The organism is Microbacterium sp. AG790 (assembly GCF_003634765.1).
In the GTDB taxonomy this organism is placed as follows: domain Bacteria; phylum Actinomycetota; class Actinomycetes; order Actinomycetales; family Microbacteriaceae; genus Microbacterium.
The window spans coordinates 768,417-794,135 of record NZ_RBWZ01000006.1 but is presented as its reverse complement, the minus strand read 5'-3'; the positions used below and the strand labels follow the sequence as shown (position 1 = coordinate 794,135).

The 25,719-nt window shown below is 70.4% G+C and carries 26 protein-coding genes; 16 read left to right on the top strand and 10 right to left on the bottom strand.

The window, feature by feature from the left end; genetic code table 11:
- Positions 1–100 precede the first annotated feature (100 nt).
- The 4 genes from DEU37_RS04300 to DEU37_RS04285 all read left to right on the top strand — a co-directional run bounded on the left by DEU37_RS04300 (position 101) and on the right by DEU37_RS04285 (position 4,403).
- Positions 101–1,393, top strand: coding sequence for an amidohydrolase family protein (locus tag DEU37_RS04300; protein ID WP_121189384.1), 1,293 nt, complete (start codon positions 101–103; stop codon positions 1,391–1,393).
- Entirely contained in the window at positions 1,390–2,184 is a 795-nt protein-coding gene (locus DEU37_RS04295; protein WP_005051015.1) for an ABC transporter ATP-binding protein, read from the top strand. Before DEU37_RS04300 ends, DEU37_RS04295 begins: the two co-directional genes overlap by 4 nt.
- Positions 2,181–3,113, top strand: coding sequence for an ABC transporter permease (locus tag DEU37_RS04290; RefSeq protein WP_121189383.1), 933 nt, complete (start codon positions 2,181–2,183; stop codon positions 3,111–3,113). Before DEU37_RS04295 ends, DEU37_RS04290 begins: the two co-directional genes overlap by 4 nt.
- 84 nt (positions 3,114–3,197) lie before the next feature.
- Positions 3,198–4,403 (top strand): hypothetical protein, encoded by a 1,206-nt coding sequence (locus DEU37_RS04285; RefSeq protein WP_121189382.1) that lies wholly within the window; start codon positions 3,198–3,200, stop codon positions 4,401–4,403.
- Positions 4,404–4,460: 57 nt separating this feature from the next.
- Here the strand turns inward: DEU37_RS04285 and DEU37_RS04280 are convergent, their stop codons facing one another.
- Positions 4,461–5,069, bottom strand: coding sequence for a cyclodeaminase/cyclohydrolase family protein (locus DEU37_RS04280; protein WP_121189381.1), 609 nt, complete (start codon positions 5,067–5,069; stop codon positions 4,461–4,463).
- Positions 5,070–5,222: 153 nt separating this feature from the next.
- Here DEU37_RS04280 and DEU37_RS04275 point away from each other — a divergent pair, with 153 nt between their 5' ends.
- Both DEU37_RS04275 and DEU37_RS04270 read left to right on the top strand, forming a co-directional pair.
- The gene (locus DEU37_RS04275; protein WP_121189380.1) at positions 5,223–6,380 is read left to right on the top strand and encodes a methylenetetrahydrofolate reductase C-terminal domain-containing protein; all 1,158 of its coding nucleotides are present in this window, start codon (positions 5,223–5,225) and stop codon (positions 6,378–6,380) included.
- Positions 6,377–7,465: a methylenetetrahydrofolate reductase C-terminal domain-containing protein gene (locus DEU37_RS04270; RefSeq protein ID WP_121189379.1), complete on the top strand. Its 1,089-nt coding sequence runs from the start codon at positions 6,377–6,379 to the stop codon at positions 7,463–7,465. Before DEU37_RS04275 ends, DEU37_RS04270 begins: the two co-directional genes overlap by 4 nt.
- An 8-nt stretch (positions 7,466–7,473) precedes the next feature.
- Here DEU37_RS04270 and DEU37_RS04265 read toward each other — a convergent pair whose 3' ends face one another.
- Complete coding sequence (locus DEU37_RS04265; RefSeq protein WP_121189378.1) at positions 7,474–8,085, bottom strand: helix-turn-helix domain-containing protein; 612 nt, start codon at positions 8,083–8,085, stop codon at positions 7,474–7,476.
- Between the two features lie 34 nt (positions 8,086–8,119).
- Between DEU37_RS04265 and DEU37_RS04260 the strand changes: the two genes are divergently transcribed.
- From DEU37_RS04260 to DEU37_RS04250, 3 genes are read left to right on the top strand one after another with little or no spacing between them, the layout of a single operon-like run.
- A complete protein-coding gene (locus DEU37_RS04260) occupies positions 8,120–9,493 on the top strand; it encodes an FAD-binding oxidoreductase (RefSeq protein ID WP_183043571.1) in 1,374 nt (457 codons plus the stop codon).
- The gene (locus DEU37_RS04255; RefSeq protein WP_121189376.1) at positions 9,490–10,299 is read left to right on the top strand and encodes a creatininase family protein; all 810 of its coding nucleotides are present in this window, start codon (positions 9,490–9,492) and stop codon (positions 10,297–10,299) included. The genes DEU37_RS04260 and DEU37_RS04255 overlap by 4 nt, the downstream gene beginning before the upstream one ends.
- Positions 10,296–10,952, top strand: a complete 657-nt coding sequence (locus tag DEU37_RS04250) for a pyridoxal 5'-phosphate synthase (RefSeq protein ID WP_121189375.1) — start codon at positions 10,296–10,298, stop codon at positions 10,950–10,952. The genes DEU37_RS04255 and DEU37_RS04250 overlap by 4 nt, the downstream gene beginning before the upstream one ends.
- A gap of 31 nt (positions 10,953–10,983) precedes the next feature.
- Here the strand turns inward: DEU37_RS04250 and DEU37_RS04245 are convergent, their stop codons facing one another.
- The 3 genes from DEU37_RS04245 to DEU37_RS04235 form a co-directional block, all read right to left on the bottom strand.
- Complete coding sequence (locus tag DEU37_RS04245; protein WP_121189374.1) at positions 10,984–11,481, bottom strand: HNH endonuclease; 498 nt, start codon at positions 11,479–11,481, stop codon at positions 10,984–10,986.
- A gap of 313 nt (positions 11,482–11,794) precedes the next feature.
- Entirely contained in the window at positions 11,795–12,610 is an 816-nt protein-coding gene (locus tag DEU37_RS04240; RefSeq protein ID WP_259457128.1) for a M23 family metallopeptidase, read from the bottom strand.
- Between the two features lie 315 nt (positions 12,611–12,925).
- Positions 12,926–13,633: a metal-dependent transcriptional regulator gene (locus DEU37_RS04235; RefSeq protein WP_005051044.1), complete on the bottom strand. Its 708-nt coding sequence runs from the start codon at positions 13,631–13,633 to the stop codon at positions 12,926–12,928.
- 99 nt (positions 13,634–13,732) lie between these two features.
- On the opposite strand from DEU37_RS04235, the gene serC reads away from it, so the two are divergent.
- The gene (serC, locus tag DEU37_RS04230) at positions 13,733–14,851 is read left to right on the top strand and encodes a phosphoserine transaminase (protein WP_121189372.1); all 1,119 of its coding nucleotides are present in this window, start codon (positions 13,733–13,735) and stop codon (positions 14,849–14,851) included.
- A gap of 24 nt (positions 14,852–14,875) precedes the next feature.
- Here serC and DEU37_RS04225 read toward each other — a convergent pair whose 3' ends face one another.
- From DEU37_RS04225 to DEU37_RS04215, 3 genes are read right to left on the bottom strand one after another with little or no spacing between them, the layout of a single operon-like run.
- Entirely contained in the window at positions 14,876–15,055 is a 180-nt protein-coding gene (locus DEU37_RS04225) for a hypothetical protein (protein WP_396652190.1), read from the bottom strand.
- A 58-nt stretch (positions 15,056–15,113) separates the two neighbouring features.
- Positions 15,114–15,719, bottom strand: a complete 606-nt coding sequence (locus DEU37_RS04220; RefSeq protein ID WP_121189371.1) for a DUF3027 domain-containing protein — start codon at positions 15,717–15,719, stop codon at positions 15,114–15,116.
- Positions 15,703–16,086: a cold-shock protein gene (locus tag DEU37_RS04215; RefSeq protein WP_005051055.1), complete on the bottom strand. Its 384-nt coding sequence runs from the start codon at positions 16,084–16,086 to the stop codon at positions 15,703–15,705. Before DEU37_RS04215 ends, DEU37_RS04220 begins: the two co-directional genes overlap by 17 nt.
- Positions 16,087–16,225: 139 nt before the next feature.
- Between DEU37_RS04215 and DEU37_RS04210 the strand changes: the two genes are divergently transcribed.
- The 3 genes from DEU37_RS04210 to DEU37_RS04200 all read left to right on the top strand — a co-directional run bounded on the left by DEU37_RS04210 (position 16,226) and on the right by DEU37_RS04200 (position 19,981).
- Complete coding sequence (locus tag DEU37_RS04210) at positions 16,226–16,516, top strand: hypothetical protein (protein ID WP_061682338.1); 291 nt, start codon at positions 16,226–16,228, stop codon at positions 16,514–16,516.
- 1 nt (position 16,517) lies between these two features.
- Positions 16,518–18,266, top strand: a complete 1,749-nt coding sequence (locus tag DEU37_RS04205; RefSeq protein ID WP_121189370.1) for a helicase-associated domain-containing protein — start codon at positions 16,518–16,520, stop codon at positions 18,264–18,266.
- A gap of 71 nt (positions 18,267–18,337) precedes the next feature.
- Entirely contained in the window at positions 18,338–19,981 is a 1,644-nt protein-coding gene (locus tag DEU37_RS04200) for a DNA repair helicase XPB (protein WP_060959853.1), read from the top strand.
- Here DEU37_RS04200 and DEU37_RS04195 read toward each other — a convergent pair.
- Positions 19,942–21,012: a CPBP family intramembrane glutamic endopeptidase gene (locus DEU37_RS04195; protein ID WP_259457127.1), complete on the bottom strand. Its 1,071-nt coding sequence runs from the start codon at positions 21,010–21,012 to the stop codon at positions 19,942–19,944. The two genes, DEU37_RS04200 and DEU37_RS04195, sit on opposite strands and share 40 nt — an antisense overlap.
- A 57-nt stretch (positions 21,013–21,069) precedes the next feature.
- Between DEU37_RS04195 and DEU37_RS04190 the strand changes: the two genes are divergently transcribed.
- The 3 genes from DEU37_RS04190 (at position 21,070) to DEU37_RS04180 (ending at position 23,929) form a co-directional block, all read left to right on the top strand.
- On the top strand, positions 21,070–21,762 hold the full coding sequence (locus DEU37_RS04190) for a response regulator transcription factor (protein ID WP_005051066.1): 693 nt from the start codon (positions 21,070–21,072) through the stop codon (positions 21,760–21,762).
- Between the two features lie 10 nt (positions 21,763–21,772).
- The gene (locus DEU37_RS04185; protein WP_121189369.1) at positions 21,773–23,500 is read left to right on the top strand and encodes a cell wall metabolism sensor histidine kinase WalK; all 1,728 of its coding nucleotides are present in this window, start codon (positions 21,773–21,775) and stop codon (positions 23,498–23,500) included.
- Between the two features lie 141 nt (positions 23,501–23,641).
- Positions 23,642–23,929, top strand: coding sequence for a WXG100 family type VII secretion target (locus DEU37_RS04180; protein ID WP_016464508.1), 288 nt, complete (start codon positions 23,642–23,644; stop codon positions 23,927–23,929).
- A gap of 72 nt (positions 23,930–24,001) precedes the next feature.
- On the opposite strand, the gene groL is transcribed toward DEU37_RS04180, so the two are convergent.
- Positions 24,002–25,621, bottom strand: a complete 1,620-nt coding sequence (gene groL / locus DEU37_RS04175) for a chaperonin GroEL (protein ID WP_005051072.1) — start codon at positions 25,619–25,621, stop codon at positions 24,002–24,004.
- Positions 25,622–25,719 lie beyond the last annotated feature (98 nt).

The window sequence follows — 25,719 nt, the reverse complement described above, 5'->3', positions numbered from 1 at the left end:
GGCCTGGCAGGAAACACGTCGAGCGTTTACTGATTCTCACCCGATGTTGGCCATACCAACAACATCACGCGACACCGCAGACCCCGAGGAGGACGATCAGATGGATGCCGAACTCCTGGAGCCGGGCCAGCGCATCGCCGCCCTGACGGGCCTCACCCCGTGCGGCGAGATCGGCGACAGCCTGGCCTTCGCGGGAGGCGTCGTGGTCGATGCGGACGCGTCGGACCTCGCGGGCGACACCGACGGCGAGACGGTCGACGCGACCGGCTGGATCGCCCTGCCGCCGCTGGCGGATCTGCACGCGCACCTCGACAAGGGCTACACCTGGACCTCGTTCGGCCAGCCGGAGGGATCGCTCGACGACGCGATCGCGTGCTGGATCGACCACGGCGAGAACCACTCCTCCGCCGACATCAAGGCCGGCGCCCGGCGGCACCTGGTGGCCGCGCTGCACGCCGGTGTCACGGCCGTGCGCTCGCACACGAACTACCACCTGGGCGACGACCCCCTCCGCGGGGTGCGCGCCCTCGTCGAGCTGCGCGACGAGTTCGCCGGCATCGTCGACCTGCAGATCGTCGCCAGCCCCGGCGCCTCCGACGGCCCCGACGACCTCGGGCGCGCGGCGGTCGCCCTCGGCATCGACCTCATCGGCGGCTTCCCCCACCTCGCCGAGGACCCGAGCGCCGATCTGGAGCGCAACGCCGCCTTCGCTGAGCAGTTCGGCCTCGGCATGGACCTGCACACCGACGAGACGCTCGATCCGGCATCCACGGGTCTCGCCGAACTCGCCGCCCGCACACGCCACTGGCCGGCCGGTGTCATCCGTTCGGCGGGTCATTGCGTGAGCCTGTCCACGCAGGATGCCGCCACGCGCGCCCGCACCCTCGCCGCCGTCGCCGAGGCCGGCGTCTCGATCATCACCAATCCGCTGACCAACCTCTACCTGCAGGGCTGGCAGCACCCGGTCGCCACGCCCCGCGGCATCCCGCCGCTGCGCGAGATCCTCGCCGCCGGCATCACGCTGGCCGCCGGCGGCGACAACGTGCAGGACCCCTTCAACCCGCTCGGCAACGCCGACATGGTCGATGTCGCCTCCGAGCTCGTCGTCGCCGGTCACCTCACGCCCGCCGAAGCATGGCACGTCAGCTCGCACGGCGGACGCGCCGCATTCGGACTGCCACCGGCTCGAGGTCGCGTCGGCGATGTCGCCGACGTCGTGCTCGTGCGCGCCGCGCACACCGCCGAGGCGCTCGCCGAGCGCGCCCCCGAGCGCATCGTCATCCGCGACGGGCGCGTGATCGCCGTCCGCCGCCGCGTGGTCAGCAGCGTGCTCGACCTGCGCGCCCTGCCCACCCCGCCCTCCGCCCCGACCTCCGAGGGAGCCCTGCTATGAGCACCACCATCGAATCCGCTGTCGCGCCGGCCACCGCCGCGACAGCGGTGGATCCCACCACCGCACCGACGCTCGCCTTCACCGACGTCGCCAAGGTGTTCGCCACCGGCACCCGCGCTCTGGAGGGCGTGTCGATCGACGTCCGTCCCGGCGAGTTCGTGTCAGTGGTCGGCCCGTCCGGCTGCGGAAAGTCGACTCTGCTGCGCTTGGCCGCCGGCCTCGACGACGCCACCGAGGGAGCGGTCGACGTCCGCGCCGACACGACCAGCTTCGTCTTCCAGGAGGCGACACTGCTCGAGTGGCGCACAGCCCAGCGCAACGTCGAGCTGGTGGGCGAGCTCGCCGGCGTGGGAGCGGCCGAGCGACGCCGCCGCGCCGCCGAGGCCCTCGAACTGGTCGGGCTGAAGGGCTTCGAGAACCAGCATCCGCGTGCGCTGTCCGGCGGTATGCGCATGCGCGTCTCGATCGCCCGCGCACTCGTCGCCGAGCCGCAGCTCGCTCTCTTCGACGAGCCGTTCGGCGCCCTCGACGAGATCACCCGCCTGAAGATGCAGACCGAACTGCAGCGCCTGTTCCAGCTCAAGGGCTTCGCCGCGATGTTCATCACGCACTCGATCTCGGAGGCCGTCTACCTCTCCAGCCGCGTGCTCGTGATGAGTGGACGGCCCGGCCGCATCGTCGACGACATCGAGCTGCCCTGGTCCTATCCCCGATCCCCCGAGCTGCGCTACGAACCCGAGTTCGGGCGCATCGTCGGACACCTCTCGCACGCTTTGGAGGCGCACTCGTGAGCCAGAACCTCGCCCTGAAGGCCCCGGCATCGCTCGCCGAGTCGGCACCCTCCGCGCCCGTCGGGGATGCCGCGGCATCCGCCGAGACGACGACCGCGATCATGGCCGCCCGTCCGGCCCGCCCGAGCGGTGCGGCGAGCGTCGCCCGCCGCGCCTGGTCGCGCGCGTTCCCGATCGTCGCGGCCCTCCTCGGCATCATCGCGATCTGGTACGCCGTGTCGTACCTGCTGCTCAGCGAGAGCCGCCGCTTCCTGCTGCCTCCGCCCCATCAGGTGCTGGCAGAGACCATCGGCAACGACAAGGTGATCGGGCCGATGATCGCCGCGCTCGGTCAGACCATCACCGTCGCCCTCATCGGCCTCGCGATCGCCGTCGTGATCGGCATGGGGTGGGCGATCGTCATGTCGCAGTGGACCCTCGCCGAGAAGATCCTCTACCCCTACGCCGTCATCCTGCAGACGATCCCGATCCTCGCCCTCACCCCGCTGATCGGCATCTGGATGGGCTACGGGCTGCCGGCCCGCATCGTGGTCTGCGTCATCATCGCGGTGTTCCCGATGATCTCCAACACGCTGTTCGGCCTGCAGTCGGCCACGCCCGCCGCCCACGATCTGTTCACGCTGCAGAAGGCCACCAAGTGGCAGCGGATGACGAAGCTCATGCTGCCCGCGGCCATCCCGTCGATCTTCACGGGCCTGCGCCAGTCGGCCGGCCTCGCCGTCATCGGCGCGATCGTCGGCGACTTCTTCTTCCAGCAGGGCAGCCAGGGCATCGGCGGACTGCTGCGCACCTACACGCTGCGTCTGAACATGGAGCCGCTGTTCCTCGCGATCATCTTCACGGCGCTGTTCGGCGTGATCGTCTTCTCGATCTTCGCCGCACTGGACCGCGTCGTCGTCGGTCGTCTGTTCGGCGTCGCCACCCGCTGAACCACCTCTTCTTCTCCTTCCCGCACCACGAACACGCACCACCCGCCTGTCCACACCGCACCCGAAGCCTTCCAGGAGGACACCGTGTCACAGCCCGCCTTTCTCTCCCGCCGCGTGATCGCACGCACCGTCGCGATCGGAGCGCTCGCCGCCACCGTCGCCGCCGTCGCGGGATGTTCCAGCACCGACGCCGCGGCTCCGGCGACCACCTCGGCGGCGAACGTCGCCGAGAAGGGCGGCCCGCTCGACCTCGCGAGCGTCTGCCCGGCGACCGTCGTCATGCAGCAGGACTGGCAGCCCGAGTCCGAGCACGGCGCCATGTACAACCTCGTCGGCGACGGCTACACCGTCGACACCGACAAAAAGACGGTCACCGGCCCGCTCGTCGTCAACGGCACCGACACCGGCGTCAAGATCGAGGTGCGCTCCGGCGGCCCTGCGGTCAACTTCCAGCCCGTCCCCGCCCTGATGTACCTCGACACCGACATCCTCATCGGCGCCGTCAACACCGACGCGGCGATCGTCGCGAACGCCGACCAGCCCACCGTCGCGGTGACCTCGCAGCTGACCTTCAGCCCGCAGATCCTCATGTGGGACCCGGCCAGCCACAACGGCGCGACGACGATCAAGGAGGCAGCCTCCGGCGGCGACCCGATCGTCACCTCCGGCGACGTGATCCCGAACCTCCTGCTCTCGCAGGGCGTCATCACGAAGTCGCAGATCGACACGAGCTACGAGGGCACCCCGCAGCGCTTCGTCTCCGACCCGAAGATCCTGCAGCAGGGCTTCGCGACCGCTGAGCCCTACATCTACAAGAACGAGATCTCGCAGTGGGGCAAGGACGTCGGCTACCAGCTGCTGTCCGAGCTGGGCTACAACATCTACCCCGAGCCGCTCGCGGTGCGAAAGGCCGACGTCACCGACAAGGCCGACTGCCTGAAGAAGCTCGTCCCGATCATGCAGCAGTCGCAGATCGACTTCCTCAACTCCCCCGAGCACGGCAACGCCGTGATCCTGGATCTCGTCGAGAAGTACGACACGGGCTGGACCTACTCCGAGGGCGTCGCGCAGTTCTCGGTCGAGCAGCAGAAGAAGCTCGGCCTCGTCGCCAACGACAAGGCATCGGGCGTGTTCGGGCAGTTCGACCCCGACCGCATGGGGTCGATCGTGAAGGACTTCACGCCCTTCCTCGTCACCGCCGGCAGCATCACGCAGGCCGCCGCCTCGGCGATCGATCCGTCCGCGCTCTACACGAACCAGTTCATCGACACGTCGATCAAGATGAACTGACCGCCCTCACCGCCGATGCCCTGACTCCCCCGCGGGGGTCAGGGCATCGGCGTGTGCTCAGAGCGCCGCGGTCACCCGTTCTGCCACCGCGTCCAGGTCGGCGGCGGCCTGCGTCGCCCGATCACACGCGTCACGCAGGCGCTCGAGGGTCAAGGCGTCGACTCCCGCGGCGGCGGCGCTGGTCGTGTTTCCCCGGATGTTCACGGCCGTCGAGCGGATGCCGCAGGCGAGCATCCGCGCGGCGACGGCGACATCGGGGGCCAGGCGTTCCTCGCCGAAGCGCTCCAGCCAGAGGAGGGGCCCGTCGAGGGATGCCGCGAGTGCGACCAGGTCGGCGCCGGCGTCAGCGGCGGCGACGGTGGCGGCGCGCAGCACCTCGCGGCGCTCGGGGTCGTCGATGGGGCGTCGGAAGGCCGCGACGAGCCGGCCCGACATCCGCCCGTCGTGCTCCGCGGCGGCGAGCGCATCGCCGCGCACCCGAGTCGCCGCGGCCGCGATCTCCGCCGCAGCCTCGGCCGGCGCGTAGCCGGCGGCCATCGCGACCAGCGCGGCACCGGTGGCGATCACGATCCCCGCGGCGGCGCCGCCGCCGGGATCGGGGACGGGCGCGGACAACTGCTGCAGCCAGTCGTCGAGGCGGGTGGCGGCGAGCGCGGGCGTCGGCATGGGCCTCACTCTAGAGCCCCGCGCGCCGCGTGATTCCGCGGCGACATCGACGCACACGCGACCGTAACACCGGCGAAACGGCGGACTTCTACAGTGGCATTGTTGGCGAGGCCAACATCGCCGGACCGATCCGCGAACGCGAGAGGAGCACCCGTGACCGCTCCCCTGCGCCTGCGCGAAGCAACACGGCGCTGCCCGAAGCGCATGGTCCACGGGCCCTGCGGCGGTGTCGCGATCGACGGCGGCTGCGAAGTGCCCGGCATCCGATGCTCATTCGTCGACGACCCCGCGGTGCTGCACGATCTGGAGTTCTCCGCCGCCGAGGTGGACGCTCCGAACGCGGCCCGCGCGAGCGGCGACGCGCTGGCGGTCCGCCCACGAGGAGAGGCGTCGACGGCGTTCGCCGCCCTCGTCGAGGCCGGCGCCGTGATCACGGCCGACCTCCCGGTGCGCTCCACCGACCCGGCCGTCATCACCGAGGCGGGCGTGCGACTGCGAGAGCTGACCGCCGTGATCGCCGGCGAGCCGCCGGGGCTGCGCGATGCGCTCAGTCCGACCCACAAGGCCCTCCTGCTCGCCGCCGCCGGATCGCGTGTGGTGGCCGGTCTCACCTGCCGCGACCGCAACCGGGTGGCGATCGAGGGAGAGCTGGCCGCCCTCGCCGACCTGGGCGTGTCCGGCGTCCTCGCGGTGACCGGTGACCACCCGGCGTCGACCGCGCTCCCGCAGGCGCAGCCGGTCTTCGACCTCGACGCGACACGTCTGACGGCTCTCGCCCGCCGGGCCGGGCTCTTCGTCGCGGTCGCCGAACAGCCCTCCGCACCGCCCGTCGACTACCGTCCCACCCGTCTCGCCCGCAAAGCGCAGGCCGGGGCGGGACTCGGCATCCTGAACCTCTGCGGCGATCTCGACGAGATCCGCCGCTTCACCGCCGCCCTCGCAGCGACGGCGGCCCCCGTGCCGGTCCTCGTGTCGGTGCCGGTGCTCACCTCCGTCGCGACGGCCCGACGACTGGCCGCGCTTCCCGGGGTCGGCCTGCCGGACGAGCTCGTCAGGGCAGTGGCCGGCGCCGATGACCCGGTGGACGCCGGTATCGCCGCCGCGGTCTCGTGGGCGCGCCGCGCGCTCGCGATCCCCGGCGTCGTCGGCATCCACCTGTCGGCGATCACCGCTGCCGCCTCCGCTCCGACTGTCAGGGCGGCGGATGCCGCAGAGCTCGCCGCGGTCGACGCGCTGGCATCGGCGGCCGCGCGGCTTCGGACCGCGATCTCCGCCGACACGATCACCGCCGAGACGGCGGGCACCGCATGAGCGCCGTGACGCCGACGCCCGCGACAGCGGCCAGCCGCATCGCCGGGTGCCCGAAGTCGATGGCCTACGGTCCCTGCGGCGGCGTCAACGCCGACGGGACGTGCGAGGTGCACCCGACTCCGTGCGTGTTCCTGACCCGCGACCTCCCGGTGCGCTGGGCGAGCCCGGCCACCGAGGAGACACCCTCGGACGCCGTCTCCGAAGACCCCTCCAGGCCGGCGACGCCCGCCGGGCGCGAACTGGTCGAGATCGCCGCGCGCAGGCCGCTCGTGTTCACCGGCTTTCCGGTGCGCGCCCTGCGTGCCGATGCCGTGGGGCCGACGGCCGAGGCGCTCGCCGGCAGCGTCGACGCCGTCCTCTCCGGCGACGCCGGACGCTCCCGCGTGCAGTTCCCCCCGTCGTACCGTGCGGCGCTGATCGGTGCGACCGGGCTGCGGGTGTGGATGGGGTTCAACGCCCGCGACCGCAACCGCACCGCCCTGGAGCGCGAACTGCTGTCGCTGCGCGCACTGGGTGTCGCCGGGGTGCACTGCGTCACCGGCGATCACACGCAGACGGGCGACCGGCCCGATGCCCGCCCCGTCTTCGACCTCGAATCCACCACGACGCTGCCCCGAGCCGCCGCCCTCGGGCTTCTCACCTCGTTCGCCGAGTCACCCGCCGCCCCGCCCGTCGCCGAACGCGGCGCACGCGTCGCCGAGAAGCAGCGCGCCGGAGGCCGGATGTGCCTCACGCAGTACGCCGGGGACGCCGAGGAGGTCGCCGCCTTCGTGGCGCTGTGCCGTGCGGCCGGCGCCGACGTGCCCGTGCTCGCGGGCGTGCCCCTCGTCGTCGACCGTGAGGGCGCCGAACTGCTCGCGTCCTTCCACGCCGCGAAGCTGCCCTCCGGCTTCATCGACCGCCTCTTCGCCGCGCGGGACGTGCGCGCGGAGGGCATCCGCCTCGCTGTCGCGTACGGGCGCGAACTGCTCGCCACGGGCGCCGTCGGCGGTGTGGTCATCGCCGGAGGAGCCCGCCCCGGAGGCGAGGCCGCGTACGCCGCCGACCTCGCCACGGTCGCACGGGAACTCGGAGGCGGATCGTGATCGGCCGCTCAGTGCGCGCCGGCGCTGCCTTCCTTGACGGTGAGGACCTGCACGCTCTCGCCCGGTTCGGTGCGCCACCGGTGACGTATGCCGCCCTGGTAATACACCGCGTCCCCGGCTTCGAGGGCGAACTCGTCGGTGTCCAGCACCACCATGAGGCGGCCCTGGAGCACGTAGACGAACTCCTCCTCGTCGTGCACCCACCACAGATCATCGGTGAAGGTTCCCGACATCACCATCGGCACGAAGCGCGGGTGGTCGCGGGCGAGGACCCGCATCGGGCTGCCCCCGGCATCCAGCGGCGTCGCTTCGCTCGCCCGGAAGACGTGGAAGCTGCCCGCCCCTCGCGGCGCCGCGTCGGCGTCGTCGGTCAGCAGCGCCTGCTGGGTCGTGCCCAGCGCCTGCGCGACGCGGAACAGCGACGTCATGCTCATCCGTTCCAGCCCGCGCTCGACCTGGCTCAGGAACGAGTGCGACAACTCCGCCTGCACCGCGACCTGGGTGAGCGTCATCCCGCGGCTCTGGCGCAGCGCCCGGATCCGAGCGCCCAGCGCGCGCGACGCGGACGCGGGCCCGTCGTCGCCCTTGGCGCCACGGCGCGAGGAGACGGCATCCGACATGACTGAAGACTATGACACACGAAAGGAAACCGAGATGACCGGCGCGACCCCTACCGACGTCCTCGATCCCGCGGCGACCGGCGCCGCTTCCACCCCCGACTACGCCGCCCTCGAGGCGGACCTGGCCGCCGCACTCGGGCCCCGCGGCGTCTCCAGCGACCCGCGTCAGCGCGAGAAGGCCTCGGTCGACGGCGCGCGCATGTCACCGATCATCGCCGAGCAGCTCCCGCTCGGCGTGGCCGACCTCGTCGCGTTTCCCGCCGATGCCGCCCAGATCGCCGAGACCGTCCGCATCGCCGTCGCCCACGGCGCACCGGTGACGCCGCGCGGCAAGGGCACCGGCAACTACGGTCAGGCGATCCCCATGCCGGGCGGACTCGTCCTGGACACCTCGCGCGCACGGGCCGTCGTCGAGGTGGGCGACGGCTGGATCACCGCGGAGGCGGGAGCACCGATGGCGACCCTCGAGCTCGCCGCCCGACAGCACGGCCAGCAACTGTGGATGTACCCCTCGACCGTCCACTCGACGCTCGGCGGGTTCCTCTCCGGCGGATCCGGCGGCACCGGCTCGATCGCGCATGGCGCCAACCACGAGGGTTTCGTCCTCGCGCTGGACGTCGTGACCCCGGCATCCGAGGGCGAGCTCGTCCGGGTGGAGGGCGATGAGGCGCTCGGGTACGTCCACAACTACGGCACGGCCGGCATCATCGCGCGCGCCACGGTGCGGCTGGAGCGGATGAACGACTGGCGCGGGCTCTACGCGTCCTTCGACGACTTCACCGGCTCGATGTCGGTGCTGCAGCGCCTCGCGGCGCTCACCCCGACGCCGCGCCTCGTCTCCGCCGACGACCCGCACGTGAGCGCCCAGCTGCCACCCGACCCGGCCTTCCCCGAGGGCCGCAGCTCGCTGCGGACGATCATCGATGCGAGCCTCGTCGAAGAGGCGTCGATGATCATCACCGGCGCCGGCGGACGCATCGAAGACGTGCGCGAGGGCCCCCAGGTGTCGGCCGCGATCTCGGTGCTCAGCTACAACCATCCGATCGAGTGGCTGCAGAAGTCCGAACCGGGCGTCTACTTCCACGTCGAGGTGGGCGGCGACGCGCTCATCGACCGCCACGACGAGGTCATGGCCGTCTATCCCGGTGCGCACCTGCACATCGAAGCGACCGCGCTGCGTCCGATCGGCATGCTCGCCGGCGTGTACGAGAGCCCGGAGCAGGTCGCCGACGGCATCGCAGCGCTCACCGACCTCGGCGTCGGTGTGCACAGCCCGCACCAGTGGAACGTGGACTTCCGCCTGCCCGAGACGGTCGCACTCGCCCGCAGCACCGACCCGCGGGGCCTGCTGAACCCCGGCAAGCTCAACCCGGACTACACCGGTCCGGTGAAGGGATCGATCCGATGACCGCCGCGTTCACGCCCCCGTTCACCCCGACCTCCCGCCACTGGGCCGATCTGTCCGGGCCGGCGCTCACGGCTGCGCTCACGGAGCGCTCGATCGCTGTCGTGCCCATCGGTGCGATCGAGCACCACGGCCCCCATCTGCCGCTGCGCACCGACGCCCTGGTCGCCGAGACGATCGCCACCGCAGCGGTCGAACGCGTTGCCGCCGACGGGATCGACGCATGGGTGCTGCCGACGATCAGCTACGCGAAGTCCGACGAGCACCACTGGGCGCCCGGGACCGTCTGGCTCGAGGGCACCACGGTGCTGGACACGCTGGTGGACATCGGCCGATCCATCGCCATGACCCCCGCCAAGACCGTCGTGTTCGTCAACGGGCACGGCGGCAACGTCATGCTGCTCGGATGGGCGAACCGCGAGCTGCGCCGCCGCTTCGGCCTGCGCACGTTCTCGATGCCCGCGACCGCCGCCGGGGCCGGCGACGGTCTGGACGGACGCCCCGACGAGAAGGGCCAGGGCATCCACGGCGGCTTCTCGGAGACCTCCCTGGTGATGCACCTGGCGCCGCACCTCGTGGCCCCCGAGATGCCGGCGCGCAACATCCCCGAGCACATCGCCGCCCTCACCCACATCGGCTTCAACCGCAAGCCGGTGATGTTCGGCTGGACGAGCGACGACTTCGGCCCGGAAGGCGTGATCGGCGACGCGACCGGCGCGAACGCCGCGCACGGCAAGGAGCTCTACGAGCGCGGCGTCGACTTCGTGTGCGAGGCGCTCGCCGAGATCGACGGGTTCGTGTTCGGATGACGGCTTCGTACGCTCCCGGCATCCCGCCCGCGCCCGTCGTGATCGATCACGACAGCGATCCGGTGCAGTCCGACGCTCCCCTCGCCGACCCCCTGGCCCTCGCCGGCGAGTGGCTTCCCGGTCCCGGCGAGGACCGCCTGCTGATGACCGTGTCGACCATCGGCCTCGACGGGCTGCCCGATGCCCGCACGACCATGCTGAGCGACTTCGACGGCGAACGGTTCTACTTCCACACCGACGCCCACAGCCGCAAGGCCGCCGAGCTCGCCGCCCAGCCCGGCGTCGCGCTGACGATCCTGTGGCCCGGGTTCACACGCCAGCTGGTCGTGCAGGGCACGGCTGCGCGTTCGTCGCGCGCCGAGTCCGACGAGGCCTACCGCCGGCGCTCTGCCTATCTCCAGCAGCTCGCATGGCAGAACACCGACGCGTTCGCGCAGCTGCCGCTCGCCGAGCGGCGCGCCCGCTGGGATGAGTTCCTGCGGGCCCACGGAGGTCCCGACGACCCCTCCTTCATGCCGCCCGAGGCGTGGGCCGGGTTCGCGGTCACCCCGCACCGCCTGGTGTTCTGGGTCTCCAACCCGCTCGCCGCCAGCCGCCGCATCGCCTACACGCGCGAGGGCGAACGCTGGACTCTCCAGGCGCTGCCCGGCTGACCGCCCGCCGCGTGGCGGGCGGGCGCGCCCGTCACGCAGCGAGCGACAGGTACGGCTCCCACGCCGGCTCGGATCGCTCGGTGCCGCGGACGGTCCACTGCGGTCCACGCGGTGGCTGCGGCGCCCACCGCAGCTCCCACCCCATCTCCTGCGGGGTCCGATCGCCCTTCATGTTGTTGCAGCGCAGGCATGCGGCCACCAGGTTCTCCCACGAGTCGGCGCCGCCGCGTGAACGCGGCAGGACGTGGTCGATCGTGGTGGCACCCTTGCCGCAGTAGGCGCACCGGTGGGCGTCGCGGCGAAGCACCCCGCGGCGCGTGACCGGCACCCGCCGCGCCCCGGGCACGCGCACGTAGCGCGTGAGCACGATGACGGCCGGACGGTCGCAGGATCCGCGGATCCCCCAGACGGGATTGCCCTCCATGCGTTCGATGACGGTCGCCTTCTCGTTCATGACGAGCACGAGGGCTCTCTTGAACGAGACGACGGCCAGGGGTTCGTATCCGGCGTTCAGCACCAGTGTGCGCATGCGCGTTCCTCTCGAACGGCCGTCGATGGCTTCGACGGCTCTCCGTTGTCGACGCGGCTCCGGCGCGGTGGCGCAGGCACGAAAAAAGGCGCTGTCATGAAGACAGCGCCTTGAAACCACGACGAATGTCGCGGCAGTCGTGCACACGATGCCGAAGGACATAGCGGCCCACCGCATTCACGGTTCGAATGCGAGATCCTGTGTCCATGCGGCTCCCCCTCGGCTGTGCGAGCGTCGGCATCAGGCTAATGCACGCAGAGCCCGCCTGGGCGAATCAGAGGTGAACGGATGCCGCGTGTCGACGCAGACAGCGTCAGCGGACGTTCGCGACGAGGAAGTCCTCGGCGTTGGTCCACGATCCGTTGACGTAGATCTCGAGGTGCAGGTGGGTGCCGAACGCGCGGCCCGTGTCGCCGACCTGGCCGATGATCTGTCCGGCGCGCACGGTGTCGCCGACGACCACGCGACGGGTGCCGTACGACATGTGCGCGTACAGCGAGGTCACCGTGTTGCCACCGATGTTGTGGGCGATCTTGACGTAGACGCCCCATCCGGGACCGTCCTCGCTCGACTCCACCACGACGCCGTCGGCGATCGCGTAGATCGGGGTGTAGCGGTCGACCATGTAGTCGGTGCCCTTGTGGCCCGGGTACGGCTCACCGAAGTGGTTGAAGAAAGGCAGGGGGCGCACGACCGAGCCGGCCGGAGCGATCGTCTCGGCGAGCGAGCCGGAGTAGACCGAAGCATCGGCGGACGCGGTGGATGCCGCCGCGATGCGGGCAGCTGCCGCGGCTTTGGCGGCATCCTCGTTCTTCTTGGTCTGGATCTCTTCGGGCGTCGTCGCCGAATAGCTGTCGCGGGCCAGGGCCGCCGGCGTCGCTTCGGACGCGATCACGAGCGACTGCGCGTTCTCCGCGGCCACCTGCTGCAGCGTGACCGCTTCGGCGGGGCTCGAGGTCGAGGCGGCGAAGGCCGGCGCGATCGCGACGGTGGCGATCAGACCGCCGACGGCGGCGACCGTGATGAAGCTGCGGACCGGATGGCCTGTGCGGCGTGAGCGGCGCGGCGCGGCGGCCGTCGAGACAGCCGTTCCTCGCACAGCAGGGGCGGAGCCCGTGGAGCGGGTCAACGCGCCACGCTGCGCGCGGCTACGCCGGGTCGGTGTCGACGCTTCGGACTCGGGAATCTCCTGCGACGGGTCGTACTGTTCAGCCAATTGTCCTCCGGCGCCTCTGCGATCCCGCTCGGGACGGTCCGCTGGTTCGTCGGCACTCGGTGTCAGGGCACAGATGTACGGGTGTCACCGCGCGAACGACGAACCGATGAGGCAATCCGTGCGGAGGTCCGTGGCGGGCTTCTCGCCACGTGGACTTTTCGAGGCTACCGGAAGGTAACGAATAAGTCACGCACAGGTGTTCATGCCCAGGCGCTTCCCGGGTGACGCTCAGGCGTGCGGGACCGCGTCGACGAGGAAGATGTGCGAGGCGACCTCGACCGGAAGCTCCAGTCCATCGACCTTGCCGGCCATCTGCACGAGGACGTAGCCCTCACTGAACCGGAAGTCGCCGACGCCTCCCGGCATGACGCCGGCGTCGCGCAGCTGCTCGAGGAGTTCGGGGTCGACCTGCACCGGCTCAGCGAGGCGCCGGACGGTGCCGTGCACCGGACCGCCGGTCTCATTCAGCAGGCGCACGAGACCAACCACGCCGTCATCGAAGGTGCGGGCCGGCACGTCGCCCAGCTGGTCGAGGCCCGGGATCGGGTTGCCGTAGGGCGACTCGGTGGGATGGCCCAGCAGCTCGATGAGGCGACGCTCGACGAGCTCGCTCATCACGTGCTCCCAGCGGCAGGCCTCTTCGTGCACGTATGCCCAGTCGAGACCGATCACGTCGCTGAGCAGTCGCTCCGCGAGGCGGTGCTTGCGCATGACGTCGACGGCCTTCTGCCGCCCGGGGATCGTGAGCTCCAGCGAGCGGTCGTCGGAGACCACGACCAGACCGTCGCGCTCCATGCGTCCGATCGTCTGCGACACCGTCGGACCTGAGTGGCCGAGACGCTCCGAGATGCGCGCACGCAGGGGGACGATGCCTTCCTCCTCGAGCTCGAGGATGGTACGCAGGTACATCTCGGTGGTGTCGATCAGATCCGTCATGGGCAGGCCTCGTGCACGTTCGTGGGTGTGTTCTCAGCCTATCCGTTTCTTACGGCGACGCGGCGGGGCGCCGGCGGCGCTGACCCTAGAATCGGGAGCATGGCCCACGTCACGCTGCCCCGCGAGATCCTGCCCGCCGACGGTCGCTTCGGTTGCGGCCCGTCCAAGATCCGGCCGGAGCAGCTCGCTGCCCTGGCGGGCCCCGGTGCGGTGCTGATGGGAACCTCGCACCGACAGGCCCCGATCAAGAACCTGGTGGGCCAGGTGCGGATGGGCCTCAGCGACCTGCTGCGTCTTCCCGACGGCTACGAGATCATCCTCGGCAACGGCGGCTCGACGGCGTTCTGGGACGCGGCCGCGTTCGGTCTCATCGAGCGCCGCGCGCAGAACCTCGTCTTCGGCGAATTCGGCGGCAAGTTCGCCGCTGCGGCCGCCGCGCCGTGGCTCGAAGCGCCCGACGTGCGCAAGGCGGATGCCGGAACGCGCACGGTCGCCGAGGCGGTCGAAGGTGTCGACGTGTACGCCTGGCCGCACAACGAGACCTCCACCGGTGTCGCGGCATCCATCTCCCGTGTCGCCGGAGACGAGGGCGCGCTCACCGTCATCGATGCGACGAGCGCGGCCGGTGGCATCAACTTCGCCGTGTCGCAGACGGACGTCTACTACTTCGCGCCCCAGAAGAACCTCGGTTCCGACGGCGGCCTGTGGTTCGCGGCCGTCTCCCCCGCCGCCATCGAGCGCATCGAGCGCGTCGCGGCATCCGGCCGCTACATCCCCGAGTTCCTGAGCCTGAAGAACGCTCTCGACAACTCGCGACTCAACCAGACGCTCAACACCCCCGCGGTCGCCACCCTCGTGCTGCTGGACAAGCAGCTCGAGTGGATCAACGGCAATGGCGGCCTCGGCTGGGCCGCCGCCCGCACGGCCGAGTCGTCGCAGGCCCTGTATCAGTGGGCCGAAGGCTCCGCGGCGGCGACTCCGTTCGTCGCCGATCCGGCCGACCGCTCCCCCGTCGTGGTCACCATCGACTTCGACGAGAGCGTGGATGCCGCGGCCGTCGCCGCGAGCCTGCGCGCCAATGGGATCGTCGACACCGAGCCGTACCGCAAGCTCGGACGCAACCAGCTGCGCATCGCCACGTTCGTCTCGATCGAGCCCGACGATGTCCGCCAGCTCATCAAGGCGATCGACTACACGATCGAGCACATGCGCGGCTGAGACCGACCGCCCCGCGCCGCGGACTCAGTCCAGCGGTGACGGCCGTGGGTCCCGCACGGCCGCGACGATGGCCTCGATCGCGAATTCGGATGCCGTCCCGAGATCGAGCGCATCGGGCTCGATCAGCCACTGCGCCTGCAGGCCGTCCATGACGGCGAGGATCGCGGCGTCGCGCGAGGAGGTCTTGCAGTCCGCGCGGTTCACCGTCGCGTTCTGACACCCGGTCGTTGAGCGCGCGCCGCCGGCGCGAGTCGAAACGCCGCTAGTCCTCGTCGGTGTCGTCGTCCTCGTCGTCGGTGTCGTCGGTGTCGTCGTCCAGCACGTCGATGTCGACGCCGTCGACGTCGCCGGCGTGCAGAATCGGCGAGCCGTCGTCGTCGAAGTCGGCGGCATCCAGATCGTCCACGTCGTCGAGGTCGTCGTCGTCGAGATCATCGTCCGACTCGTCATCGGCGTCGGCAGCGTCCTCGGCCTCGACGCCGCGCTCGGCGGCGAGCGCCGCCTGCGCGGCCTGGTACTCGGCCAGACGCACCGCCCACGGCACCCACTCGGGTGCCAGGAGGGCGCCCTCACCCGGAAGGAGCTCGGCCTCGAGCACGGTCGGCTCGGCGTCGTCGACGACAGCGAGACTCACCGTCCAGAACCAGCCGGGATAGCCCTCCATCGTCGTGGCGAAACGCAAGGAGACGACGCCGTCCGCCTCGAGCGTGTATCCGGCGGGGTCGCCGATCGTCGACGCCGGCGTGATCTCGCGCAGCGCGGACAGCGCCAGGTCGTGGGCCGCGAGCAGGCGGTCGTCGGCGACGATCACCGGCGTCTCGCCCTCGGCATCCGCGCCGGAGTCGACCGACTCAGGCGTCGAGTTCATCGGCGACCTTACGCAGGATCGCGGCGACCTTCTTGCCCTGTCCCGCGTTCGGGTAGTGACCGTGACGCAGGTCGCCGCCGACCTTGTCGAGCAGCTTGACGAGGTCTTCGACCACGATCGCCATGTCATCCGGCTTCATGCGGTTGCGCTTGGCGAGGCTCACGGGAGCGTCGAGCACCCGCACCGCCAGCGCCTGCAACCCGCGCTTGCCGTCGGCGACGCCGAAGTCGAGGCGCGTTCCGGCCTTCAGCCCCTCGGTGCCCGCGGGGAGGGCCGTGGCGTGCAGGAAGACGTCCTGGCCGTCATCGGTGGTGATGAAGCCGAACCCCTTCTCGTCGTCGTAGAACCTGACCTTGCCGGTGGGCATCGCAAAAACCTCGCTCGTCGGCGCCCTGGGGCGCGGTGACATCGTGACCCGTGCCGCGCGGGCACGAGGGTGGGCATCATGCCCACTCCAGCCTACGACACCGCCACGCCCGACGCGGGGACGCAGTAGGGTGATCCCGATGCCCTCTTCGTCTTCTCGCACCCCCGGCTCGGCCGACGATCTTCCCGTCCGCCGCATCGACCGCGTCCTCGCGTTCATGTCCCTGGGCCTGTTGCTGCTGTCCGTGATCTGCTTCGTCGCGATCATGATCGGCTCGGCTGCGGGCATGAAGCACGACGACTTCGGCCAGGGCGTGTGGCCGCTGGTCGGCACGCTCGTCTATATCGCGCCGATCGTCGCGTTCATCCTCCTCATGGCAGTGCTCATCATGACCTTCGTGCGGAAGGCCCGGGTCGGCAAGGGCCGCTGACGTGACCGGGTCGGACGCGCGCGCTCTCGCACAGCATCTCGTGCAGCGCAGCGACGACGCCCTGACGGCCCTGTTCGCGGCGCGCCACGTGTCGCCCACGGCGAGCTGGAGCGACGCATTCGACGCCGCCGAGGCGCTTCTGGACCCGTCATCGATCGAGCGCACTCTGCGAGGCCTCACCTCGAGCGAGATCTCGGCCCTCACCGACTCCGTCCCGGCCGCAGACGACGGCGTCCGCTCGCGGCTGCAGGAGCTCGCGCTGGTGGACGAGGAGGGCGCAGTGTACGACGCGGTGTCGTCCGCGTTGGCAGCCCTCACCACGGCACCGATGCCCGGGGCCGGGCTCGGGCTCGACGAGCAGGAGGGCACGGATGCCGAGGCCCGGCCCGACGACGCCGGTGCGGCGGAGCGGGCGTTCTCCTCGCTGGGCTCGCTCGGCGACATCCTGCACGCCGCGCTGACGCATCCGTTCGGCCGCATCGGCTCCGGCACGCTGGGCGCCGCCGACCGTCGCCGCCTCATCGAGGACGGGATCGTCGACGATGCCGCCGCCGCCGATGAACTGGTCGTGATCGCCGAACGGACGGGTCTGCTGTCGGGTCGGGAGAAGACCTGGCTCGTCACGACCCGGGGCTCTCAGTGGCTGCATTCCGACACGATCGCGCGGTGGACAGAGGTGGCCGCCGCGCTTGTCGAGGGGTTGCCGCGTGGACTGCGACGACCGGCCGGCGGCTGGCTCCCGCCCGCGGCATGGACGCGGGCCTACCCCTTGGATGCGCTCTGGCCGGAGAGGGCGACCAATCTCCGTGCGCTCCTTCGACGCTGGGGCGTCCTGGACGAGACGGACCGCCCCACCTCGTGGGCGCGCGACACGTTCCTCGACGACGCGAGCGCACCGTTCTCCTCCGCGGCCCTCGACGCACTCTCGCGGCTGCTGCCGAGCGAGGTCGACCGGGTGTACCTGCAGAACGATCTGACCGCCATCGCGCCCGGGCCGCTGTCGCCGCACCTCGACATGCGGCTGCGGTCGATGGCGCGGCGGGAGTCGCGCGCGCAGGCGTCGAGCTACCGCTTCACGACCGAGAGCATCGCCGACGCCCTCACGGCGGGTGAGAGCGCCGAGTCGCTGCGCGCCTTTCTCACCGAGCTCTCGCTCACCGGCCTGCCCCAGCCGCTGGCGTACGAGATCGAACGCACCTCTCGCACGCACGGCATGGTCCGCGTCGGTCCCGACGACGAGGGCCGCACCCGGGTCTGGAGCGACGACGAGGCGCTGCTGCGCACCCTCGCCGTCGATCAGGCTCTTCGTCCCCTCGGGCTCGTGCCGGACGGCGACGGCCTCGTGACCCGCAGCGGGGCCGACACGGCGTTCTGGATGATCGCCGACGCCCGATATCCGGTCGTCGCGGTGGATGCCGACGGCGAACGCCGACGCCTCGACCGCCATCGCCTGGCGCCGACACCGACCGAGCCCTCACCCGATCGCGACACGTACGCCGCGCTCCTCGCGCGGCTGCGCGCCGCTCCCACCGACGATGCCGACGCCGCGTGGCTCGGCCGCGAACTGGATCACGCCGTCAAGGCGCGCGCCACCATCATCGTCGCCGTGCGCATGCCCGACGGCACCGAGCGCGAGTTCACGATCGAGGCGACCGGCCTCGGCGGCGGACGCCTGCGGGGACTCGATCGCACCGTCGATGTGGAGCGCACCCTGCCGGTGTCCAGCATCAGCGGCATCCGTGCTCTCTGACCGCCTCCACACACACGCGGTACCGGCGACGCGAAGCCCCGGGCGCTGCGAGGTCGGTAGACTGGGACGCTATGGCTGACGGCCCCCTCATCGTGCAAAGCGACCGCACCGTGCTGCTCGAAGTCGCGCACCCGCAGGCGGAGACGGCGCGACACGAGCTCGCGATCTTCGCCGAACTCGAGCGCGCACCCGAGCACATCCACACCTATCGCGTCACGCGCTTGGGGCTGTGGAACGCGCGCGCGGCCGGCCACACGGCCGACGACATGCTGGCGACGCTCGATCGCTGGTCGCGCTTCCCCGTGCCCGCCTCGGTGTCGATCGACATCCGCGAGACCGTGAACCGCTACGGACGGCTCGTCATCGAGCGGGATGCCGAGGGCGCGCTCGTGCTGCGCGGCACCGACCCCGCGGTGCTCGCCGAGGTCGGCAAGAACAAGCGCATCCAGCCGCTGCTGGTCGGTCGCCCGTCCCCCGACACGTACCTCATCGACGCGTGGGCACGGGGGCACATCAAGCAGGAGCTGCTGAAGATCGGCTGGCCGGCCGAGGACCACGCGGGCTACACGCCCGGGACACCGCACGAGATCGACCTGCACGAGGACGGCTGGACCCTCCGCCCCTATCAGCGCCAGGCGGTCGACATCTTCAGCGAGGGCGGCTCCGGCGTCGTCGTGCTCCCCTGCGGTGCGGGCAAGACCCTCGTCGGCGCGGCCGCGATGGCCGAGACGAAGACCACCACCCTGATCCTCGTGACCAACACCGTCAGCGCCCGCCAGTGGCGCGACGAACTGCTCAAGCGCACGTCGCTGACGCCCGAGGAGATCGGCGAGTACTCCGGCCAGACCAAGGAGGTCAAGCCGGTCACGATCGCGACCTACCAGATCCTGACGGCGAAGCGGAAGGGCGAGTACGCCCACCTCGCGCTGCTCGACGCGCTCGACTGGGGACTCATCGTCTACGACGAGGTGCACCTGCTGCCCGCGCCCGTGTTCAAGCTCACCGCCGATCTGCAGGCGCGCCGCCGCCTGGGCCTGACGGCGACGCTCGTGCGCGAGGACGGCCGCGAGGGCGACGTGTTCAGCCTCATCGGCCCCAAGCGCTTCGACGCGCCGTGGAAGGAGATCGAGGCCCAGGGCTTCATCTCTCCCGCCGTCTGCTACGAGGTCCGCGTGGACCTGCCGCCCTCCGACCGCCTCGAATACGCCGCATCCGCCGATGACGAGCGCTACCGCCTGGCCGCCACCGCGCACGCCAAGATCGGCGTCGTGAAGGACCTCGTGGCCCGCCACAGCGGAGAGCAGATCTTGGTGATCGGGCAGTACCTCGACCAGATCGACGTGCTCGCCGAGGCGTTGGACGCCCCCAAGATCACCGGCGCGACGCCCGTCGACGAGCGCGAGGAACTGTTCGCCGCATTCCGGGAGGGCCGCGTGCCCGTGCTGGTCGTCTCGAAGGTCGCGAACTTCTCGATCGATCTGCCCGACGCGTCGGTCGCGATCCAGGTGTCGGGATCCTTCGGCTCGCGCCAGGAGGAGGCGCAGCGTCTGGGCCGCCTGTTGCGTCCGAAGTCGAACGGGCACACCGCCAGCTTCTACACGCTCATCGCCCGCGACACCGTCGACCAGGACTTCGCCCAGAACCGGCAGCGCTTCCTCGCCGAGCAGGGGTACAGCTACACGATCCTGGATGCCGAGGGCATCGCCGCCGCGTAGTTCCCCCACACCGGAGCCGGCGGCGGCAGCACGAGCGTCCGCGGCAGGGGGCGACGCGTCAGCATCCACTCGACGAGCGCGACGTATCCGGCGATCAGCAGGAACGACCACAGGAAGCTGACCAGTCCGGTCGTGCTCTGGGTGGGGCTGGACCCCGACGCGAGCGAGAGCAGGAACGCCGACAGGTTGTTCACGACGTGGAGGGCGATCGCCGCTTCCAGTCCGCCGGTGCGCCACGTGAGCCAGCCGGCGGCGACGGCGAAGAGCCCCACACCGACCTGACCGAGCAGGTCATAGCCGTGACCGAGGATGAACAACGGCACGGGCAGCAGGATCGCGAAGGCCGGATGCCGCAGCCAGCGCCCGATGCTCTGCATGAGGTACCCGCGGAAAATGTACTCCTCCGCGGCCGCTTGCACGGGAACGAGCAGCAGCACGACCAGCAGCGTGATCGGCCAGGTCGAGGTCGAGACGGGCGTCCCGGGCTCCTCCATTGCGCCGGGAAGGAGGAAGCCCACCGCGGTCAGCACGACCGACACGCCGACGGCGAGCGCACCGCAGAGCAACATCCAGCGCCAGCGCAGCCGCCCCGCGACGGAGGAGACGAGCCCGACCCGCGGTCCGTTCACGATCAGTGACGCGAGGATGTAGGCCGGGAGCATGAGGGCGATCGTGCCGAGCAGGATCGCGACCATGAGCGGGTCGCCCATGTCGACGCCGCCCGACTGACCGAGGCGCGCCAGGTCGTCCAGGCGCGCCGGATCGCGGAGGAGCGCGATGCCGATGACGACCATGACGAAGACCAGGAACCCGAGGTAGATCGCGAGTCCCAGGATGCCGGTGACCAGCGGCGTCCACCATCCCGAGCGTCGGCGCGCGAAGATCAGGCGGTGGAAGGCAAGACCGCCCACGAGGGCGTCGGCGGGCAGAGCCCGGGCCGCGCGGGAGATCGCGGGCGCGATGGGTGACATCGGTGGCGCGAACAGCGGTGTTGGCTGAGGGACGGGGACCTGCGGCGCGGGCGTCGTCATCCATCCATCTTCTCCGATATCCAGCAAAGGGAAGGGTTGCGATGCCAGGATGGGGCTATGACCGCACCGCGCATCCTCGTCGTGGACGACGAACCGAACATCCGGGACCTGCTGGTCACGAGCCTCAGGTTCGCCGGCTACCAGGTGCGCGCCGTCGCGAACGGCGCGCAGACCATCTCGGCCGTGCTCGAGGAGGAACCCGACCTCATCATCCTCGACGTCATGCTCCCGGACATGAACGGGTTCAGCGTCACGAAGCGCCTCCGCGGCGCGGGCTACACGGCCCCCATCCTCTTCCTCACGGCCAAGGATGAGACCGAGGACAAGATCGAGGGACTCAATGCGGGCGGCGACGACTACGTCACCAAGCCCTTCTCCCTCGACGAGATCGTCGCGCGCCTGCAGGCGATCCTGCGTCGCACCATGCAGGCCGACGAGGAGTCGACCATCCGCGCGGGCGAGCTGACGATGGATCAGGACACGCACGACGTGACCGTCGGCGATGTGTCGATCGACCTGTCGCCCACCGAGTTCAAGCTGTTGCGCTACCTCATGCTCAACCCGAACCGCGTGCTCAGCAAGGCGCAGATCCTCGACCACGTCTGGGAGTACGACTTCAACGGCGACGCGGGCATCGTGGAGAGCTACATCTCGTACCTGCGCCGCAAGATCGACCCGTATTCGTCGGAGCCGCTCATCCAGACCAAGCGCGGCTTCGGCTACATGCTGAAGGCCGGCAAGACCACCTGATCCGCGCGCGATGACGGCGGACGGCGTGTACGCGGCCCACGCGAAGAAGAACGACCGCCTCACCTCGTGGTGGCGCGGCCTCAGTCTGCGCGCGAAGGTCACCGGCGTCACTGTCGCCGTGCTCACCGTCGGCCTGCTCGTCGCCGGGTTCGGGACGGCGGTGTTCCTCCGCAACGCCCAGATCGCCGAGCGCGACCAGTCGATCAGCCAGACCGTGACGCTCGACCAGGCCAGCAGCCTGCTGAGCGTGCAGGTCGTCGACGGCGTGGCACAGTTCGAACCCGCCGAGTATCCACCGCTCACGTCCTTCTACATCGCGGTCTACGGACCCGACGGCACGCTGCTGGCCCGTGGCGGACCGACCGCTGACGGGGGTCCGGTCTTCCCGGCGACGTTCGGACTCGATCGCACCCTCATGCAGGGCACGGCCCCCTTCGATCTCACTTCCGCCGACGGGAAGACGACCTTCCACGCGGCGGTGGACATCCTGCAGATCCCGGGGGCGCGCGAGAACAACGTGCAGCTACTGGCTCTCCCCCTCACCCCGGTCAACCAGACGGTCGCGAGCTTCGTGGGCATCTACGGCATCCTCGCGGTGCTGACGGTGCTCGTCAGCGCCTTGTTGACCCGCTGGCTCGTCACCCTGGCCTTCCGCAGCCTCGGTCAGGTCGAGCAGACGGCGATGTCGATCGCCCGGGGAGACTTCGGCCAGCGCATGGGTGACATCGCCCCCGGCACCGAGGTCGGAAAGCTCAAGACCGCGATCAACGCGATGCTCGATCGCGTCGACCAAGCGATCGCCCAGCGTGACGCCACGGTGCTGCAGATGAGACGCTTCATCGGCGATGCGAGCCACGAGCTGCGCACCCCGCTGGTCACCGTGCGCGGATACGCAGAGCTGTATCGGATGGGCGCCATCTCCGGCGACGAGCAGACGGCCCAGTCGATGGAGCGCATCGAGAAGGAGGCGATCCGGATGGGCGGCCTCGTGGAGGATCTGCTCGCCCTGGCCCGGCTCGACGAACGTCGCGACATCGTCGTGGCCCCCGTCGATCTGCGCCCCATCGCCCGCGACGCGGTGCTCGACGCGCGGGCGACCGCACCCGAGCGCACGGTGTCGTTCCGCGACGATGCGCCGCGCCCGCGGATGCTGCGCCCGGCATCCGTGCCGCCGACCAGCAGCACCCCGACCCGCAAGCGCCCGCCCACGGCCACGATCGGCGCGTTGCTGCGGCGTCGTCCCCGCGCGGAGGACGCTCTCGTGAGCGCACCGCCGACGCCCGCGGAGGCACCGCTGCTGGCGGAGCGCGAACCGGTGGTCCTGGGCGACGAGAACCGCATCCGTCAGGTCGTCGCGAACCTGCTCGGCAACGCGCGCCGGTACACGCCGGACGGCTCGCCCATCGAGCTCGCCGTGGGCGTCGACGAGTCCGGTGGGATGGGATGGATCTCGGTCATCGATCACGGCGAAGGCATCGCCCCGCAGCTGCGGGAGAAGATCTTCCAGCGGTTCTGGCGTGCCGATACCTCGCGCACGCGGGAGACGGGCGGCTCCGGCCTGGGTCTGTCGATCGTGGCGTCGGTGGTCGACGCGCTGCACGGATCGATCGTGGTCAGCGAGACGCCCGGCGGCGGCGCCACGTTCCGCGTGGCGTTCCCGCTCGCGCAGCGCCGCGACGCCGCGGAGCATCTCTTCATCGAGACGCAGCCCCTGCCTCGGCTGCACATCGACTCCTAAGGCACCGAGGCTGCGAGCTCCGCTCGAGGCTTCCTCCCCAGAGCCCCTCCGCGACCGCATTGTGCACACCCGCGCCCTGGGCCATCTCAGGCCTGCCCACCGCTGGCTAGCGTGAACCCACACCGACGAAAGGACGTCACCATGACCGCGTTCAGTGTGGACTCGGAAGCCGTACTCAGTGCAACCGGCGCGATCCGCGCCACCGCCGATCGCCTGCAGTCAGAGACCGCCGCGATGCTCGGCCAACTTACCCAGCTCCAGGGTGCGTGGACGGGCAGCGCGGCCGTTGCCTTCCAAGGGTTGGTCGATCGGTGGCGGGCTGCACAGACCGAGCTGGAGAGCGCGCTCGGAGACATCGGTACGGCGCTGGGTCACGCCGGCGCACAGTACGCGCAGACCGAGAGCGCCGCCGCGAGCATGTTCCGCTGAGGCCGCCCGACTGAGCACCGCTCCACGCAGAAAGGCCCCTCCGAAGAGGGGCCTTTCCGTTGAGATCCGGACTCAGAAGTCCATGCCACCCGTGGGGTCGCCCGCGGGAGCGGCGGCCTTCTCGGGCTTGTCGGCGACGACGACCTCGGTGGTGAGGAACAGACCCGCGATCGACGCAGCGTTCTGCAGCGCCGAGCGCGTCACCTTGGCCGGGTCGATGATGCCCGCGGCGAACATGTCGACGTACTCACCGGTGGCGGCGTTCAGGCCCTGGCCGACGGGAAGCTCCGACACCTTGTTGGCGACGACACCCGGCTCGAGGCCGGCGTTGAGGGCGATCTGCTTCAGGGGCGCCTCGATGGCGACCTTGACGATGTTCGCACCGGTCGCCTCGTCACCCGTGAGCTCGAGCTTCTCGAACGCACGCTTGCCGGCCTGGATGAGGGCGACACCACCACCGGGGACGATGCCCTCCTCGACGGCGGCCTTCGCGTTGCGAACGGCGTCCTCGATGCGGTGCTTGCGCTCCTTGAGCTCGACCTCGGTGGCCGCACCCGCCTTGATGACGGCGACGCCGCCGGCGAGCTTGGCGAGGCGCTCCTGCAGCTTCTCGCGGTCGTAGTCGCTGTCGGTGTTCTCGATCTCGCGCTTGATCTGGGTCACGCGACCCTCGATCTGCGCCGACTCGCCCGCACCCTCGACGATCGTGGTCTCGTCCTTGGTGACGATGACCTTGCGTGCCTTGCCGAGCAGGTCGGTGGTGGCGTTCTCGAGCTTGAGACCGACCTCCTCCGTGATGACCTGGCCGCCGGTGAGGATGGCGATGTCCTGGAGCTGCGCCTTGCGACGGTCACCGAAGCCGGGAGCCTTGACGGCGACCGACTTGAAGATGCCGCGGATCTTGTTGAGAACGAGGGTCGCGAGAGCCTCACCCTCGACGTCCTCGGCGATGATGACGAGCTCCTTGCCCTCCTGGATCACCTTGTCGACGATCGGCAGCAGGTCCTTGATGTTGGAGATCTTCTGGTTCGCGATGAGGATGTACGGGTCCTCGAAGACAGCCTCCTGGCGCTCCGGGTCCGTGACGAAGTAGGGGTTGATGTAGCCCTTGTCGAAGCGCATGCCCTCGGTGAGCTCGAGCTCGGTGCCGAACGTGTTCGACTCCTCGACCGTGACGACGCCTTCCTTGCCGACCTTGTCGATCGCCTCGGCGATCAGCGCGCCGATCTCGGGGTCGGCGGCGGAGATGGATGCCGTGGCGGCGATCTCCTCCTTGGTCTCGACCTCCTTCGCGGAGGCGAGCAGCTCGTCGGAGAGCGCCTTGACGGCCTTCTCGATGCCCTTCTTCAGGGAGATGGGGTCTGCGCCGGCCGCGACGTTGCGCAGCCCTTCGCGCACGAGGGCCTGGGCGAGGACGGTAGCCGTCGTGGTGCCGTCACCGGCGACGTCGTCCGTCTTCTTGGCGACCTCCTTGACGAGCTCCGCGCCGATCTTCTCGTACGGGTCGTCGAGCTCGATCTCCTTGGCGATCGAGACACCGTCGTTCGTGATCGTGGGGGCGCCCCACTTCTTCTCGAGCACGACGTTGCGACCGCGCGGGCCCAGGGTCACCTTGACGGCGTCGGCCAGGATGTTCAGGCCACGCTCGAGGCCACGGCGGGCCTCCTCGTCGAAAGCGATGATCTTTGCCATAAGTGTGTCGTCCCTCCCGGACGTGAGGATGAGTCTTTAGCACTCGCGATGATTGAGTGCTAACTCATTCTGGCACTCTGGCATGACGAGTGCAAGCC

Bases quoted from the DNA above. Each gene is read 5' to 3' on its own strand.
- DEU37_RS04300 (WP_121189384.1), top strand. From the start codon at position 101: ATGGATGCCGAACTCCTGGAGCCGGGCCAGCGCATCGCCGCCCTGACG.
- DEU37_RS04295 (WP_005051015.1), top strand. From the start codon at position 1,390: ATGAGCACCACCATCGAATCCGCTGTCGCGCCGGCCACCGCCGCGACA.
- DEU37_RS04280 (WP_121189381.1), bottom strand. From the start codon at position 5,069: ATGCCGACGCCCGCGCTCGCCGCCACCCGCCTCGACGACTGGCTGCAG.
- DEU37_RS04270 (WP_121189379.1), top strand. From the start codon at position 6,377: ATGAGCGCCGTGACGCCGACGCCCGCGACAGCGGCCAGCCGCATCGCC.
- DEU37_RS04265 (WP_121189378.1), bottom strand. From the start codon at position 8,085: ATGTCGGATGCCGTCTCCTCGCGCCGTGGCGCCAAGGGCGACGACGGG.
- DEU37_RS04260 (WP_183043571.1), top strand. From the start codon at position 8,120: ATGACCGGCGCGACCCCTACCGACGTCCTCGATCCCGCGGCGACCGGC.
- DEU37_RS04255 (WP_121189376.1), top strand. From the start codon at position 9,490: ATGACCGCCGCGTTCACGCCCCCGTTCACCCCGACCTCCCGCCACTGG.
- DEU37_RS04250 (WP_121189375.1), top strand. From the start codon at position 10,296: ATGACGGCTTCGTACGCTCCCGGCATCCCGCCCGCGCCCGTCGTGATC.
- DEU37_RS04245 (WP_121189374.1), bottom strand. From the start codon at position 11,481: ATGCGCACACTGGTGCTGAACGCCGGATACGAACCCCTGGCCGTCGTC.
- DEU37_RS04235 (WP_005051044.1), bottom strand. From the start codon at position 13,633: ATGACGGATCTGATCGACACCACCGAGATGTACCTGCGTACCATCCTC.
- serC (WP_121189372.1), top strand. From the start codon at position 13,733: ATGGCCCACGTCACGCTGCCCCGCGAGATCCTGCCCGCCGACGGTCGC.
- DEU37_RS04220 (WP_121189371.1), bottom strand. From the start codon at position 15,719: ATGAACTCGACGCCTGAGTCGGTCGACTCCGGCGCGGATGCCGAGGGC.
- DEU37_RS04215 (WP_005051055.1), bottom strand. From the start codon at position 16,086: ATGCCCACCGGCAAGGTCAGGTTCTACGACGACGAGAAGGGGTTCGGC.
- DEU37_RS04210 (WP_061682338.1), top strand. From the start codon at position 16,226: ATGCCCTCTTCGTCTTCTCGCACCCCCGGCTCGGCCGACGATCTTCCC.
- DEU37_RS04200 (WP_060959853.1), top strand. From the start codon at position 18,338: ATGGCTGACGGCCCCCTCATCGTGCAAAGCGACCGCACCGTGCTGCTC.
- DEU37_RS04195 (WP_259457127.1), bottom strand. From the start codon at position 21,012: ATGACGACGCCCGCGCCGCAGGTCCCCGTCCCTCAGCCAACACCGCTG.
- DEU37_RS04190 (WP_005051066.1), top strand. From the start codon at position 21,070: ATGACCGCACCGCGCATCCTCGTCGTGGACGACGAACCGAACATCCGG.
- DEU37_RS04185 (WP_121189369.1), top strand. From the start codon at position 21,773: ATGACGGCGGACGGCGTGTACGCGGCCCACGCGAAGAAGAACGACCGC.
- DEU37_RS04180 (WP_016464508.1), top strand. From the start codon at position 23,642: ATGACCGCGTTCAGTGTGGACTCGGAAGCCGTACTCAGTGCAACCGGC.
- groL (WP_005051072.1), bottom strand. From the start codon at position 25,621: ATGGCAAAGATCATCGCTTTCGACGAGGAGGCCCGCCGTGGCCTCGAG.